The following is a 14875-nucleotide window of genomic DNA, read 5'->3' on the forward strand; positions in this document are numbered from 1 at the left end:
TGTAAAATCATATGAAAACTATTCACATATGTATGCTAATATTGGGCGTCCTGAATTCTTGTAATGCGCAGTTGGGCCAAGGGAATTTTTACCGAGACAGTTTGCCTTTAAGTCCAGAACGTTTTTTTACTATCAGGACGGATGAAGGCACCTGTATGGATTTGGACATTTCACCCGATGGAAGGCAACTGTTGTTTACCCTCTTAGGAAACGTTTTTATCTTGCCCAGCACAGGGGGAAAAGCTGTTCAATTGACCAAGGGTCTATCTTGGGACAGGCATCCTAAATGGTCTCCGGATGGGCATAAAGTGGCATTCCTGAGTGATGGTACGGGTACTGAGAACATTTGGGTCATGAACCTCGATGGATCTGAAAAGCACGTTATTTCCAATGAGGGTCTAAATTCGTTTATTAGCGGTTTTAAATGGTCAGGTCCCGAAAATAAGATTGAGGCGAATGGTTTCAATTATGACCCAAACGGGATTAAAAAACCAGAGTCCAAAAATATATCAACATCCATATACCCTTTGCTTCAAGACTTGGAAATTCCCTACAGCAAAGCCATTGTATCCCCGGACAGGGAGTGGTTGGCCTATATAAACCTAAAGGTTTGGAATGAACGCAAAGATGGCAACAACGAGCTCAAGTTACGAAACTTAAATACCGGCGAGGAGCGCTGTTTGGTCTGTCCAATAGACCAGTGGCGGGAAAACTGGGAGCAATTTACATTTTCCAAGGATTCGAAGACCTTATGGATTGGTTATGGGGGTAAAATACATCGTATAGATATTGCTACGGGGGCTAATCTAATAATTCCCTTTACTGCCGACATTCAAGTCGAAATGGGACCTCCCATAAATCACGTGTTTTCAATAAACAACAATGATGATAAGGTTTCCTATATCCAAAGTGGACATCTTTCCCCAGATGGCAAAAACTATGTATTTAGCGCACTTTCCCAACTGTACACGATGGAACTACCTCATGGGAAACCTAAATTATTGGTAGATCAGACTATAGGTCAGTTCGCGCCAAAATATTCCCCAGATGGGTCAAAGATAGCCTATATCACTTTTGAAAAGGACACCATTGGCAACCTTTGGGTAGTCTCCGCAGATGGGGGCCTGCCCAAAAAATTAACCAGTTCGGTAGGATTTTACCAACAACCCAATTGGTCGCCAAACGGCAAATGGATATCCATAGTGAAGGCTAGGGAACCTTATAACATTGTTAGCTCATCCAAAAATACTGGTCAATTAATGTTGTTCTCCAGCGAAGGAAAAATGTCGAAAACTCTACTGGATAGCGTTGAAATCAACCATGCAGCGAACTTTGTAACCGGTGGAAAAGAAATATCTTTTGTGACCCGTAGCAGGGCATCATACCTTAAGGAATTAAAAACGATGGACCTGGAGTCCGGAAAAACCACCATCCAAGCCCATGTGGACCATTTTGCCAAGGAGGTATCCCTTGCTCCTGATGGACGGCATGTGATATATCGAATTGGCCACAGTTTGTATGTATCCGATATTTCCCTTCAAACGGATTTCATTCCAACATTGGACCGTGGTGCCAAAAAGGGACAAATTGTAAAGGTCAACCCAATTCTTGGAGGGCATGGGGCGCAATGGACAAAAGACGGCAAAAGTTTTTATTATATATCCAAATCCAATATACTTAAATCTTCCTTGTTCGAGATAAGCTCGATTCTTGATGTATCAAATTCACTGGATACATGCATAGGGGCCAACAAAAAGCAGGTAGTTCCCCCGGTCACCTTGGCAAAGATCGTACTCCCGTTCAAAAAAAAAGTAGGCGAGGGTATACTGGCATTAATGGGTGCAAGGATAATCACCATGGACGATATTGGAATCATAGAAAACGGTACACTTTTAATCAAGGATGGCCGAATCATGGATATAGCCAGTTCGGATAGTCTATCCATACCACTAAATGCACTGAAAATCGATGTTAGGGGTAAGACCCTTATCCCAGGTCTTATAGATATGCATGCCCATAACCATCCCCCTGAAAACTTTTTCCCATCGGAATGGTGGGCTTTCAATGAAAATATCAATTTTGGGGTAACGACTGTAAGAGAGCTCAATGCACCATTAAACCAACTAGGTTATGCACAATTAATAGCTTCTGGCAGGGAAAAGGGCCCACGACCGTTTGGTTCAATAGCAATTGCCTCCGACCAATTCCAAATCTCCTCTCTAGAAGAAGCCCGGTTTTTAGCCCGTACGGAAAAGGCAAATAGTGCATTATTCCTCAAGGTTCATGATGCCTATTCAAGAAAAGAAAGGCAGTATTTGGCCATTGCCGCTAAAGAGGAAGGTTTAAATATTACCGGACATGCGTCACCCATAAATCTATATGGCATTTATAATCTATCCATGATTCTGGACGGGTTTACAGGTCGGGAGCATAAAACGGGCAATGGCCGTTTATATGACGATGTAGGGCAGCTATCCACCGTTTCAAAGATTTGCCACACCCCTACCCTAATTACTAATTCCGGGGATTTCAGCCCTATACAATACCGCTATACATCGTTATTAAATTATCAACCCATAAAAGGTTTGGACTACGTTGCCGAGGATAATACAAAAAAAGCTATTGGCAATAAAAATCTGATGGGTAAGGACTCAAGAGGTATGTACTATGCCAAGAATTTAGCGGAACTTTTTAAACGCGGGGTATCTATTACGGCGGGGTCACATGGGGACTATCCCGGGTTAGAGTTGCATTGGGAACTTTGGTTACTAAAACAGGGTGGGCTTTCTGCTTATGACGCGCTATGCATGGCCACCATTCGTGCGGCGGAAGGATTAGGTTTACAAAATGATTTAGGGTCCCTTAAAAAAGGAAAAATAGCGGACTTGCTAGTCTTGGAAAAAGACCCTTTACGGGATATCAAGAATACCTTAACTATCGAGTCCACAATAAAGAATGGTGTCATTTATAAGGTGCAACGAGGTCTAATGGAAAAAGAATAAAAGGATTCAAAATAAGTTTTTGATTTAGCTATTTACCTGTCCGGTGCGTTTTCATAGCAATACTGGGCAGGTATAAATCAAATTATGGCTTTAATCGATATGTAACCAAGTGATTTTGATAGAGAGCAAAAACAGTTTGGTCTACAATTTGAAAATAACGCAATGTTCTATTTTGATATTTGGGGATATAGAAACTATATTGGTAAATTCCTTTTTCTGTAGTGTATACGTCAATAACGGAATTATTGGCAAAGGAATCCCAAGATTCGTTATCCGCTTTTATGGAAGAATTCACATAAAGTTTAGAACCAAAAACACAACTTCTACGATTTACTTTGGTAGGGGGTTTACCAAAGGTCCTTTCCCGGCCCGAATTGATGTGCACCAGTTCTATCTGGGCTTTGGAAATAGTGTCTATGGTTTTCGAAACATAGCGTTCCCGCAATAGCGTATCCAGGCTTATTATTTGGTTCCTGTAATAAAAAATGTGTATGATCTGTTCCCTATCCCTATCAATATGAAGCATACCATCACAACAAAATATTCCATCAACCTGCCTTTTAAATGTAAAGGTTGGTGATACCTGCTTATGCCTATTTTTAAGGGTCAGTTTGGTTTCACTCCTTTCAAGTTGCAAGGTTTTAAACAAGGTTGAATTTTTGGATATGCCATAGAAATCATCAAATGAAAATCCATCATATGCAGTTACTTTGAAGTTGTCGGAAATCAGACTCCCTCTCAACACAATCCCTGCTGGTCCTTCGTGCATATATATCGCAGGAGAATCTATGTAAACCTTCAATCGGGCTGCATTGAACCTTGGGTATTTCGTTGAAACTTGAAATTTTAGATTAAAGTGGGTCGTATCCCTTAAGTCGATATCCGCCATTAATATATGTGCCGGAGCCTCCCTATGGCTCAAGAAAAGATTCTTGTTTGTATTTCCGGCAATATAATACCCATCAAACCCTAAATCCAACACCATTGAAACGGATAATATAAAATTCTTAGTTTCAAATCTGCGAACAAAACCATTCTTTTCTTGGGACCTCCGAGTATTTATCATAAAAAGGACCAAAGGAAGCGAAGTTCCAATAACAACGCTAGCACACAGAACTACCAAGGGTTTTGAATAAGTTTTCATTGTAAACTTTTAGTTATAATAAATAGGCCCCAAGTAATTTGGGGCCTAGATCAACTAATCAAGGATCTCTACGTAAAGGGGTGGACTGATCCGCATCAAAAATCTGATGGAGACCGGCTTCTCCCGGAACAGGAAGTAAACATAGATCTGTATCAGTTACCGGGTTACATGCAACTTGCATTTGCCTCCACGGTTGATTTGGAATCTTGTAATACCCTATTTGGGCCATTTCCTCGGTATTGGAAGATGCGATTGTTGATACATCAACTTCTGGTGCCTGGGTAACAAAAGCGCTCCCTACGGCAAACACGATGACAGCAAAAGCTATCGTTAAACTGGATTTTTTCATGATTATAAATTATTATAAGTTTTCCCTACTCTTTTTTTTCAGGTTTTCGGGTTCCCCTGACCTTATTGCGCAATAAAATATCGTTCCTTAATCGAATCTTGTTTTTTTAAGCCTATAGTCACTGATAAGAATAGCAAATACGGCCATCAGGACGAATGAAAGATTGAAAATGAGATGTTCCTCCCAACCTAGGCTTTCCAGAATCCCTCCACACGAGCAGGGTATGTTTTCAGTGAAATAAAGAATCAGTATGATATAGGTCGTAAACCCCACCATTAAAACCAATGAAGCATATAGACTCAAAAAATGAAACCTTGGTACCAATAACATAGCGGAAACCAACAACTCCGATAAGGGGACCACCCAAACAAGCCAATCCGCTGTTAATGAAAGAACCGGAGATTTGCCTATTTGTACTTTGAAATCTTGGAAGTCCAAGAACTTGCTTGTTGCAGTATAAAGAAATAGTACTACAAAAAGCATTTTAATAAAAAATGCGCTCTTGGGAATATACTTTTTAGATGAAATCATTTCCTTTGAATTGATACCATAAAAGTAACGGAGTACAATTAACCCTTGCGAATAATAAATTGACTTACAGGTATTTAATAGAAAATGTATAGATTAATCTTAAGAGAGTTTTCTTAGACTACTTGGTGTTTGGCCATAATTTTTTTTGAAGACCCTGGAAAAATGAGGTATACTTTTAAAGCCCGTTTTATAGGCAATGGTCTTCATAGGAGAATCGGTATGTTCAATCAACATTTTTGCCTTCCTCAGTCGTTCCTGTAAAAGAAAGCGAAATACCGTGGTACCATATAGTTCCTTAAATCCATATTTCAGCTTAAACTCATTGGTACCAAGTTGATGAGCGAATTCCTTTAATGACGGAAAATCCCGTTCCAGGTTGTTCATGATGATCGTTCGCCCTTTTCGTATTTTTCGGATATCCTCATAACTCAAACGGACACGTTTTTCCTTAGCCTCCAATTTCCCCTTTTTAAAAGTTTCATTTGTATCATTACCCGATGCAGATTTCCTTTTTAGTGATTCTTGCCTTTCTAGGGTATCCCGGGTCTGTAGTACCACGGTAATCAGTATTTGCTTAGGTTTCTGTGGACCACCGAGACAGCTGGTCATATGGCAAAACCGGGGAACCAGAAGTCCGTCTTTAGTGACCAGGGTAAGGTCCAAGGCAGCATCATAATGATCTCGCTTGCCTGCCTTCCGTATAAAAGCATCCCATTGGGTCCTAGATGACGGATGAAGTAAATCCCTAAAATCGTAACCGATAAGATCCTTCCTAAGATAGGACAAAATCATACAGGCTTCCTGGTTGACCAAGCCCACCTTTCCCTTGACATCCAAAAGAAAACTCATTTGAACAAGATGTTTTACCACCCCTTCGGTATTAACGAATCCACCATGCACCAACGATTCCTGAATTTCTTCGGCAAGCATATTCAGCATAATGGTCATGGCCTCCACATTATCCGTTCCATAGGTACTATCCAGTCGATAAAAGAAATTACCCTGTGCCATGGACATCAACATTTTATTGATTTTCGCAAGGTGTGCCTTTCTTATTTTTTCCATGGTTGTATTTTTTTTGGATTCCTGTGATTTATACAACAACAATAGTGTACTAATTCGAGGGCCTTCTCAAAAATGCCTTTGCAGCTTCTATATCCGTAAAATTTTTGGAGGGAATCGGCGGCTTGTTGATATGAATATAAAACTCTGAAATGGCCTTTGAAACTGTAGTTTCCACCAAATATGCAACGGCATCGATAAGCAAGGACCCTTCTACGGCCAGGTAATCCCTGGCGGCTTTATCGATAGACCGAACCTCCCTGATATCGCAGAGAACCGGATAAGATAAACCTTCCTGTAATACAAGTCGATCCTCTACAATCTGAATGGCGGTAGGTAGATTGATCAAGATTCCCTTTTTATAGGTGACGAACAAAATATCTTCTTGAATATGATAGGTCGCATATTCATTTTCTGAAAAAAGTGGCATGGACTCGAAAACTGGTTATTACCCTTAAAGATAAAAAATCATTTAAGCCATGATGGACGAAAACCTTCTTATTACTTGATTCAAAAGGATAGTATCATTATTTATCAAGGATTAATAATTATCCATAAAGGATTTTGAAATATCAATAATCCCCATTTTCCTACAATTACCGTTACATTTTACCTCACTCTAAAAATCATAGTCATGGCAAAGATCAAAAACAACAATTTTCTGAACACCGTACATGAGGTATTTACAGACGCCACCCAAGAAGGGGTCTTACACCTATACGCCCAAGGAAACTCCTTTTCAGGTAGAAAGATCCAAGTAAACAACAGTGAACTGTTTCACTTTGGTACCACGGGCTATTTGGGACTGGAACAGGACCCCAGGTTGAAAATGGCCTCCATAGCCGCCATTAAAAACTATGGCACCCAATTTCCACTGTCCAAATCCTATATCTCCAACCCCTTGTATGCCGAATTGGAAGCACTGGTACACGAGATGTACGACCACCCCATCATTATCACCAAGAACAGTACTTTGGGTCATATTGGGGTCATCCCTAGTGCAGTGGATGACGAGGATGTCATTATTTTGGACCATCAAGTGCACTGGAGCGTACAGAATGCCGCCAAGATGTTGAAATCTCGTAGTGTTCCCATAGAAATGATCCGCCATAACCGGCTGGACATGTTGGAGGATAAGCTCAAAAAGTATATCCATTCCAAAAAACATATTTGGTATATGGCCGACGGCATCTATTCCATGTACGGCGATTATGCCCCCATCCGTGAACTTATGGAACTTGGGAAAAAATATCCCCAATTACGCTTTTATTTTGATGATGTGCATGGAATGAGCTGGACCGGAAAGAACGGTACGGGGTATGTCATGAGCCAACTCGGGGAACTTCCACCTAACGTGCTACTCTTTGGTACCCTAAGCAAAACCTTCGGAGCCAGTGGTGCTCTTTTAGCATGTTCGGACCGGAAACTGCACCAAAAAATCAAAACCTTTGGAGGACCATTGACCTTCTCGGCCCAATTGGAACCGGCTTCGGTAGCAGCTGCAATTGCGTCCGCTAAAATACACCTATCCCCTCAAATCTATGGATTGCAAGAAGAACTGAAAGAACGAACCGGGTACTTTAAGATGTTACTTCAAGAGACCGAACTCCCGCTTATTGACGAAAACAACTCCCCGGTATTCTATATTGGCACGGGCATGCCCAAGACAGGCTATAACTTTGTCAATCGCCTTATGAAGGAAGGCTTTTTTGTCAATTTGGGCATCTTTCCTGCCGTACCCGTAAAAAATACAGGGGTTAGGATCACTATTTCAAGACATAACCAAAAGGAGGAAATCGAGGCTTTGGTCGATGCCATGGTCCATCATTTCCCAAAGGCCTTAGCGGAAACCCAAACTACACCTTCGCGAGTTTTTGCCGCCTTTAACATGGAGTATCATGATAACGACATTCCTAAAATCCAAAGGACGGGAATGAAGGTTGAAATCAAGGAAACCATCGAGCAGGTATCCACGGAAACTTGGAACCGACTTATGGGTGGACGAGGAGTGTTTGACTGGGAAGGGCTTCAATTTTTGGAAAAGGTCTTTCAAAACAATGTCCAAAAGGAACATAACTGGACCTTTAAATATGTTTTTGTTACCGATGCGGATAATAAAATAATCCTCGCAACCTTTTTGAGTTTGGCCCTCTGGAAAGATGATATGTTGGCAGGTGCCAAGGTGTCCAAAAGTTTGGAAGAGATTCGGAAGACCGACCCCTATCACCTTACCTCGAAAGTCCTTTCAACAGGTAGTCTTTTTACGGAAGGGGAGCACTGTTTCTGGGATCAAACCCATCCCAAAGCCATGGAAGCCATAGATATCCTACTACAAACCATGGAGGACCTAGCCGAGAAAAATGAAGCCAAGATGACCGTACTTCGGGATTTTAAACAGAAAAGTCCTTGGCATAATCCAATGCAAGGGCACGGTTTTGTACGGGTCCAGATGCCCGAAGCCTGTTATATACGACTTACCGATGTTCACGATATCGAGACCTACATCAGCCAACTTTCCTCCCGTAATCGAAGGCACTACAGAAAGGATATTATTCCCAATTTGGAAAAGGTATATGTGGAAACCAAGAACCATTGTAACCCCAACCAACTAACACAAATAATGCAATTATTCTCCAGTGTACACGGGAACAATCTTGGTTTAAATACATTTTCATTCCCGAAAGCCCTTTTCCATAACATGAACGAGCACCCCCATTGGGAATTTATTCTCGTCTCCCCAAAGGACCGGGATGATGATATCATCGGGGTAATGTTCTGCTACAAGAATATCGGTCGCATTTATGTACCTGCATTCGTTGGTATGGATTATGATAGGCTTATGGATTTCGGAACCTATAGGGTATTGCTGCTAAAGACCATAGAACGTGCCATAGCATTACACATGGATAAAATAGATTTGGGTATGACCGCAGCGTTTGAAAAAAAGAAATTGGGCGCGACCGTCGAAGAAAAATATGCTTATTTACAGACACAGGACAATTATGCACTGGAACTCCTGGGAATCATGGAAGGCCAATGAAAAAGTTAGTTTGTCATGCAATACCAGAAACTGCTTACGGAATTCGAGGCCCAACTGGACCTGTTGGAACGTGGAAAAGAGGATATTCTGCTCAAGGCCGAAATGGGCATCGTCCTCGTAGAGAAATGGATCAAAAAACTACAACGTCGCATCGTCAAAAAAACATTTGCCACCCAAGATGATGAGATTTATTTCTTTAAACATATAAAGCCCCAAATCTTCAGTAAGCTTATCTATTTTGTAAAGCTTTTCAATATCGAGAGCAAGCGTCCCCGAAGCAACCATTCCACACAGATCAAATACCTTAAGAACCACATTGAAAAACTACAGACCTTCTTCAACGATAATCTGGAATTTTATAATTATTACCGTCGTGGCGCCATGTCCCTGGACGAACACTATTTTGTCCGTGGCAACCGCGACCTTAGACTTCCCCTAGAATCTGTCCATTTTTTAACGGACGAACAGTTTTCCACCTGTCAGGATGCCACGGTTTCGACGATCATGGCCTATGACATGCTCATCGTGTACCTAAAAAGAGAGGTGGATGAGTTGGACAATACCATTGAACCTTCAGAAAATATGCCTATGCAAAAACCATCAAAATTGTTTTGGACCGGAAGCAAGACGGACCTCATTGAATTATTGTATGCCCTACATGCCAGTAGTTCCATAAACAGCGGCACAGCGGACATTAAGGAACTGGCCTCCCATTTTGAGCATTTTTACAATATCGACCTCGGCAACTATTATCACACGTTCATTGAAATAAGGTCCAGAAAGACAAGTAGGACAAAATTCCTGGACCGACTGATCGAAATGCTGAACCTTCGCATGGAGTCCCTCGAGGAGTAATCGAATAGTCCCCACCTATGACCCAAGATGGGAAAAGTACTGTCAGGTAAGAAAATAAGGAGTAGGTATTCAAAATGCTGGCTGTAACTTCCCGTTTAAACAAAATATCAACTGATTTACATCAGATTACCAAAGCGAAAAAATCTTTCCCACCTCTACCCTAGCCTTGGAAAAAGAGTATTCAAACACCTTCATATTTACAGAACGAAAGTCAAATCATGGCAAAGTCGCCGCTAAAAAAAGTTAACCATGGCGGCTTTGCTTTTTTTAAAACCAATGTATTATGTCAGCAACTATTATCACTACGGACGATCTTTATGAATTTAAGGCCGAACTCGTCGAGGAAATCAAACAACTTCTCCAGGCCCATGGAGGCCAATCCAAAAAGAAATGGCTCAAATCACCAGAAGTCAGGGAACTATTGGGAATTTCTCCGGGAACTTTGCAAAACCTTAGAATCAATGGTACGCTTCCTTACACCAAGGTGGGCGGTGTCCTGTATTACGATTATCAAGAGATCATGCAGGTATTGGAAAAGAACCGGGTTCAAAATAGGTTTTAATAGGGTTTGGGAGATGTCAATTATATTACCCATCTGAACGGGGTGTTCCAACAATTTTCTAGGGACGGTCGCTTGAATCCGACCCATATAAGTCTATATGTGGCCCTGTTTCAATTGTGGAACAATAACTACTTTAGGGAGGAATTCTTTATCAATAGGGAGGAAGTGATGGACTTTGCCAAGATAGGATCCAAGTCTACCTACCATCGGTGCATCAAAGAACTCAGCCATTGGAGTTACCTGTGCTATACCCCGTCTCACAATCCCTTCAAGGGCAGTCGCATCAAGATGTTCGTTTTTGGGACAAGTAATGGACAAGCTGTGGACCTAAGCTGTACCAAAATCGGGACAAGCGATGGACAAGCAGTGGTACCTATAAACAAACATATACAAACTTTGGAAAACCATAAAAACAAAAACAAACGGCGAATTTTTGAAAATTCAAATTTCCAGAATAAAGAAAACGAAATCAAACTAAAGGGCACTGTACCATATCGAGACAACCTCAGGACTTCCCGGAAAAAAAATTACGACGAGCCCCTATGAAACACCCTTCGCCACATATCATTTCGGAAGGTGGGGTTCAGTTTGAACTAGGTGGGCTTAGGGGCAATTGTATTGAATACGATTTTAAAAAAATGCTCATCTATTTAGAGGCCAAGGGAAAGCTCCTGTTTGGGAAAAAGTTCAAGATTTACCGAAAGGACTATGAAGTCCTTTACAAACTCTGCAATTACCAGATCAAGGATTGGAGTACCTGCAAGAGACTCGGTATCGACCCTAAAAAGGGCCTATTACTGTCCGGGCCTGTGGGATGTGGGAAGACCAGTTTAATGAAACTTCTACGGTGCATGACCCCCCACTACCCTACCTACGAAATCATCCCAGCACGAAATATTTCTTTCGGCTTTAACCATATCGGCTATTCCATCATCGTACAATATGGGGACCATAGTTTCTATTGTTTTGATGATTTGGGTATAGAACCCACAGGACGCTTTTTTGGGAAGGATTGCAATGTTTTGGGTGAAATCCTGCTTTCGCGTCATGAACTATTTCTAAGCCATCGCGTAAAGACCCATGCCACCACAAATTTAAATGCCCAGGAATTGGAAGAGCGTTATGGTAATCGGGTAAGGTCTAGGATGCGGGAAATGTTCAACTTAATCAGTTTCGATGCTGAAAGCAAGGACAAGCGAAAATAATTCAGAATCAAATTCTTAACTATTGATATTATTAAACCACCCTCGGCGATCGCCGGAACCTACTAATTTCTTTTTGGAGACAAAGTCAAATTAAAGGAGGTAATAAATAAACCTCGAGAGAATTTCGCAAATACATTTATTTGAAATTTATATACATTTGCTCCAGCTCCATAAAAGGTTGATTTTATAGGACTTTTCGAAAAAACCAGATTTTAGCTTCAGCACTTACGTTATGCCGTAGTTAGCCTTGTTTTTTAAATCTTCAATTTCAACTATCATATAGACCGAAGCTAAAATATTATTGGGAACACGAACTCTAACGGCTGTTAGAGTATGCTTACCAATTTCATCAAAAACTTGTACAATAAAATTGGACGAACCATTCATCGCATCTGATTGTTCGGTATTTTCTGAAGTAGAATTCACTAATCCGTGAATTGCAAAATGCTCGTTACCTTGTCAAGTGGGCAAATTATTTTTATAGCAGCTAAACATCCAATTGCGCATAGTTTTTGCATTTTTGTTTTCTTCCAATGTTATATCTTTTCCAAGTTTACCTTTTTTAATCACTTCATTTTGAATAGGAATTTGTCCTGCGGTATAAATGACGTTTCCGGTTCGTTTTGCTGGAATATAATTTGCAACGGATTTTGGTGCTTCTGGTAATTGAATACGCAATTCAATTAATTCTGACTCTATTTTACTCATCTGCCCTTGAATTTGTTTCTTGTAAATGGTACGATCATCGGGACCTCTTTTTGGTACGTTTCATATTTTTCACCAATAGATTTACGAAGGTCTTTTTCCTCCAAATATTTCACAGCTACAAAAATGTAAATAGTGGTTACTAGAGCAAATAGTAAATGCCCAACGGTCATGGTAGGTGTTGCCCAAAAGGCGATGATAAATCCTAGCATTAAGGGATGTCTAATGATTTTATATAGATAGTTGGTTTGAAATTTGGGATTGGGAGTTTGCCTGTTTTTTAGATTATCAAAAATCTGTGCCAATCCAAAAAGCTCCAAATGATTGATCATAAATGTTGATAGCAGAACTATAAGCCAACCTAGAAAATATATTCCAGTTATTATACTAGAAAGAATTGAGTTTTCGACTTCCCATACAATAGTAGTGATAGGTTGCCATTGCCAATAAATTAAAAGCAGCGCTAAACTTGATAAAAGTATATACGTACTTCGTTCCATAGCCTGACTAAAAATGGAAATAAACCATTTTTTAAATGATGGGCGGGCCATTATGCTATGTTGTAAAGCAAAAACACTTAACAATATACTATTAACGTATAGGGCCGAAACCAAAGTGGTTTCGGTACCTGAATCTATTGATTTTGGTACAAAAAGGTTACCTACAAAACCAATGGCATATAAAAAAGCGATTAGAAAAACAAAATAGGCTACAATACCGTAAAGTAAGATGATTGATTTTTTCATAATTAATAATTCTAGTAGTTGATTATTTAATTTTTTGTAACAAAAACAGAATTCGCTATTGAGAACTGAGAACCATCTGTTAATGCTGTTTCTATACCATTTTTCCACATTGTTGCTACTTCATTTGTAGTTGTAGTATTAATCTTATATCCCACCACATACACATCTTCTTCAATAGCAAAAACTGAGTTGGCGGCTGAAAATTCAGTAGCAGCAGTTAATGAAGATTCTATACCATTTTTCCAAATTTTGGCAACAGAATGGCCATTAAATTCAAATCCAACCACATATACATTTCCTTTAGCAACACAAACCGAGTTAGCACGGGTGTTTTGACTGGCAGAACTTAAAGGAGTTTTTAAACCATTTTTCCAAATGGTTGCAGTTGCTTTATTGGTAGCACTAATTAGCTCAGTACTTGCAACATACACATCGTTTTCAAAAACAGATACAGAATATGCTTGACCACTACCATTTGTAGGAGAACCTGCGTCATTTTTCCATAGTTTTGATTGCCTAACATTACTGTTAGATGATGTAATGAAACCAGCGCCATACACGTTGGTTTCAGAAACAAAAACCGATCTTACAACTGAGGCTGCTGCATTGTTTTGAATAGCTATTGGGCTACCATTTTTATATATAACAGCCGCTGGACTGCCTGATAAAGGTCTAGAAAAACCTCCAACATAAACATCATTTCCAAATACAAATATTGAGTTGGCACTTGATTCATTCGCAACAGAAATTAAAGATGTTTCGATACCGTTTTTCCATACTTTAGCCTTACTTTTTGTGCCATCATATTCTAAACCAGCTACATATACATCGTTTCCGGATACAAAAATGGAATTTGCAAATGCATCATTAGTACCATCTGTCAATATTGTTTCTACTCCATTTTTCCAATATTTTGCAACAGTAACACTACCATTTGATTCGTATCCTGCTACGTATATATCGGCTACAAATTGAATTGGTTCCGAGGTTATGGTGTCATCACCCTTGCTGCAAGAAAAGTTAAAGATGATCAGAAGTAAAAGTGCGACTTGCTTAAAGATATTTATCATATTTTTTTAATTACTTAATCTTAATGTCTGTATTTAATGTAATCGGGATGCCTTTTTTTATGGTTTGATAAACAATACAACTAAGCTTTGCTCCATTTATTAAGGTCTTCAAGAGCTTTTCATTGGAGTTTTTGGCAATAATTAGCGCATCGATATGCATAGATTGAAACTCAACTGGCACAGATTTATCAATCATCAAAGAGCCCCTTACATCTACTTGAGCATTCGCTCTTATTTTTGTTTCTAAAAGTTCTATTCCTAATTTATTAGAAATCAATCTTATAGTACTTTCAAAACAAGATGCTAAAGAGGCACATAGTAAATCGCCTGGGTTTGGAAAATCATGATCTCCACCAACTGCTTCATGAACTCCAATCCTAAATGGAACCTTCATTTTGTCATTGATGGAAACCGTTGTTCTAAATGGATCTTGTAAATTAATTCCAATAACCTCTGCAGCATCAGTGATCCACGCTGATGTAGAATCTTTTAGATAGGTGACTTTTAGAAGGGTATGTCTTTGGTGAACGACAGAACGGCCTCTAGTGTGTTTTAAGTTATCGGTTGAATATTCTTTTCTTGACATCATCTGTAATTAAGTAAT

The 14875-nt window shown here is 39.8% G+C and carries 16 protein-coding genes; 6 read left to right on the top strand and 10 right to left on the bottom strand.

Annotated features, from left to right (window positions below; translation table 11 throughout):
- The first annotated feature begins 11 nt into the window (after positions 1 to 11).
- Positions 12 to 3002 carry an amidohydrolase family protein gene (locus PP182_RS17505; RefSeq protein WP_272652566.1) on the top strand — a complete coding sequence of 997 codons (2991 nt, stop codon included), beginning with the start codon at positions 12 to 14 and terminating at the stop codon, positions 3000 to 3002.
- Between the two features lie 82 nt (positions 3003 to 3084).
- On the opposite strand, the gene PP182_RS17510 is transcribed toward PP182_RS17505, so the two are convergent.
- The 5 genes from PP182_RS17510 to PP182_RS17530 all read right to left on the bottom strand — a co-directional run bounded on the left by PP182_RS17510 (position 3085) and on the right by PP182_RS17530 (position 6518).
- Entirely contained in the window at positions 3085 to 4146 is a 1062-nt protein-coding gene (locus PP182_RS17510; protein WP_272652567.1) for a hypothetical protein, read from the bottom strand.
- Positions 4147 to 4204: 58 nt separating this feature from the next.
- The gene (locus PP182_RS17515; RefSeq protein WP_272652568.1) at positions 4205 to 4495 is read right to left on the bottom strand and encodes a DUF6520 family protein; all 291 of its coding nucleotides are present in this window, start codon (positions 4493 to 4495) and stop codon (positions 4205 to 4207) included.
- A gap of 87 nt (positions 4496 to 4582) precedes the next feature.
- Positions 4583 to 5026 carry a MauE/DoxX family redox-associated membrane protein gene (locus tag PP182_RS17520; RefSeq protein ID WP_272652569.1) on the bottom strand — a complete coding sequence of 148 codons (444 nt, stop codon included), beginning with the start codon at positions 5024 to 5026 and terminating at the stop codon, positions 4583 to 4585.
- Between the two features lie 99 nt (positions 5027 to 5125).
- On the bottom strand, positions 5126 to 6091 hold the full coding sequence (locus PP182_RS17525) for a helix-turn-helix domain-containing protein (RefSeq protein ID WP_272652570.1): 966 nt from the start codon (positions 6089 to 6091) through the stop codon (positions 5126 to 5128).
- 49 nt (positions 6092 to 6140) lie between these two features.
- The gene (locus PP182_RS17530; protein WP_272652571.1) at positions 6141 to 6518 is read right to left on the bottom strand and encodes a DUF7793 family protein; all 378 of its coding nucleotides are present in this window, start codon (positions 6516 to 6518) and stop codon (positions 6141 to 6143) included.
- A 204-nt stretch (positions 6519 to 6722) separates the two neighbouring features.
- On the opposite strand from PP182_RS17530, the gene PP182_RS17535 reads away from it, so the two are divergent.
- From PP182_RS17535 to PP182_RS17555, 5 genes are all read left to right on the top strand, one after another.
- A complete protein-coding gene (locus tag PP182_RS17535) occupies positions 6723 to 9128 on the top strand; it encodes a bifunctional aminotransferase class I/II-fold pyridoxal phosphate-dependent enzyme/GNAT family N-acetyltransferase (RefSeq protein WP_272652572.1) in 2406 nt (801 codons plus the stop codon).
- A gap of 15 nt (positions 9129 to 9143) precedes the next feature.
- The gene (locus PP182_RS17540; protein ID WP_272652573.1) at positions 9144 to 9983 is read left to right on the top strand and encodes an RteC domain-containing protein; all 840 of its coding nucleotides are present in this window, start codon (positions 9144 to 9146) and stop codon (positions 9981 to 9983) included.
- A 283-nt stretch (positions 9984 to 10266) separates the two neighbouring features.
- Positions 10267 to 10545, top strand: coding sequence for a helix-turn-helix domain-containing protein (locus tag PP182_RS17545; RefSeq protein WP_272652574.1), 279 nt, complete (start codon positions 10267 to 10269; stop codon positions 10543 to 10545).
- Positions 10546 to 10551: 6 nt separating this feature from the next.
- Positions 10552 to 11091, top strand: a complete 540-nt coding sequence (locus tag PP182_RS17550; RefSeq protein ID WP_272652575.1) for a hypothetical protein — start codon at positions 10552 to 10554, stop codon at positions 11089 to 11091.
- Entirely contained in the window at positions 11088 to 11750 is a 663-nt protein-coding gene (locus tag PP182_RS17555; protein ID WP_272652576.1) for an ATPase, read from the top strand. Before PP182_RS17550 ends, PP182_RS17555 begins: the two co-directional genes overlap by 4 nt.
- Positions 11751 to 11975: 225 nt before the next feature.
- Here PP182_RS17555 and PP182_RS17560 read toward each other — a convergent pair whose 3' ends face one another.
- The 5 genes from PP182_RS17560 to PP182_RS17580 are packed head-to-tail and all read right to left on the bottom strand — an operon-like array spanning position 11976 to position 14857.
- Positions 11976 to 12176, bottom strand: a complete 201-nt coding sequence (locus tag PP182_RS17560) for a hypothetical protein (protein WP_272652577.1) — start codon at positions 12174 to 12176, stop codon at positions 11976 to 11978.
- A 33-nt stretch (positions 12177 to 12209) separates the two neighbouring features.
- Positions 12210 to 12458 carry a RidA family protein gene (locus tag PP182_RS17565; RefSeq protein ID WP_272652578.1) on the bottom strand — a complete coding sequence of 83 codons (249 nt, stop codon included), beginning with the start codon at positions 12456 to 12458 and terminating at the stop codon, positions 12210 to 12212.
- Entirely contained in the window at positions 12455 to 13201 is a 747-nt protein-coding gene (gene mddA, locus PP182_RS17570) for a methanethiol S-methyltransferase (protein ID WP_272652579.1), read from the bottom strand. The genes PP182_RS17565 and mddA overlap by 4 nt, the downstream gene beginning before the upstream one ends.
- 26 nt (positions 13202 to 13227) lie before the next feature.
- Positions 13228 to 14271, bottom strand: coding sequence for a hypothetical protein (locus PP182_RS17575; protein ID WP_272652580.1), 1044 nt, complete (start codon positions 14269 to 14271; stop codon positions 13228 to 13230).
- Between the two features lie 10 nt (positions 14272 to 14281).
- Positions 14282 to 14857 carry an OsmC family protein gene (locus tag PP182_RS17580; RefSeq protein ID WP_272652581.1) on the bottom strand — a complete coding sequence of 192 codons (576 nt, stop codon included), beginning with the start codon at positions 14855 to 14857 and terminating at the stop codon, positions 14282 to 14284.
- Positions 14858 to 14875: the final 18 nt, after the last annotated feature.

Origin of the sequence: Maribacter sp. PR1, assembly GCF_028464145.1 — a bacterium.
Lineage (GTDB): Bacteria > Bacteroidota > Bacteroidia > Flavobacteriales > Flavobacteriaceae > Maribacter.

Coding starts and splice junctions, on each gene's coding strand:
- PP182_RS17545 (WP_272652574.1), top strand. CDS start 10,267: ATGTCAGCAACTATTATCACTACGGACGATCTTTATGAATTTAAGGCC.
- PP182_RS17520 (WP_272652569.1), bottom strand. CDS start 5,026: ATGATTTCATCTAAAAAGTATATTCCCAAGAGCGCATTTTTTATTAAA.
- PP182_RS17515 (WP_272652568.1), bottom strand. CDS start 4,495: ATGAAAAAATCCAGTTTAACGATAGCTTTTGCTGTCATCGTGTTTGCC.
- PP182_RS17505 (WP_272652566.1), top strand. CDS start 12: ATGAAAACTATTCACATATGTATGCTAATATTGGGCGTCCTGAATTCT.
- PP182_RS17580 (WP_272652581.1), bottom strand. CDS start 14,857: ATGTCAAGAAAAGAATATTCAACCGATAACTTAAAACACACTAGAGGC.
- PP182_RS17565 (WP_272652578.1), bottom strand. CDS start 12,458: ATGAGTAAAATAGAGTCAGAATTAATTGAATTGCGTATTCAATTACCA.
- PP182_RS17555 (WP_272652576.1), top strand. CDS start 11,088: ATGAAACACCCTTCGCCACATATCATTTCGGAAGGTGGGGTTCAGTTT.
- PP182_RS17525 (WP_272652570.1), bottom strand. CDS start 6,091: ATGGAAAAAATAAGAAAGGCACACCTTGCGAAAATCAATAAAATGTTG.
- PP182_RS17510 (WP_272652567.1), bottom strand. CDS start 4,146: ATGAAAACTTATTCAAAACCCTTGGTAGTTCTGTGTGCTAGCGTTGTT.
- PP182_RS17530 (WP_272652571.1), bottom strand. CDS start 6,518: ATGCCACTTTTTTCAGAAAATGAATATGCGACCTATCATATTCAAGAA.
- PP182_RS17575 (WP_272652580.1), bottom strand. CDS start 14,271: ATGATAAATATCTTTAAGCAAGTCGCACTTTTACTTCTGATCATCTTT.
- PP182_RS17540 (WP_272652573.1), top strand. CDS start 9,144: ATGCAATACCAGAAACTGCTTACGGAATTCGAGGCCCAACTGGACCTG.
- mddA (WP_272652579.1), bottom strand. CDS start 13,201: ATGAAAAAATCAATCATCTTACTTTACGGTATTGTAGCCTATTTTGTT.
- PP182_RS17535 (WP_272652572.1), top strand. CDS start 6,723: ATGGCAAAGATCAAAAACAACAATTTTCTGAACACCGTACATGAGGTA.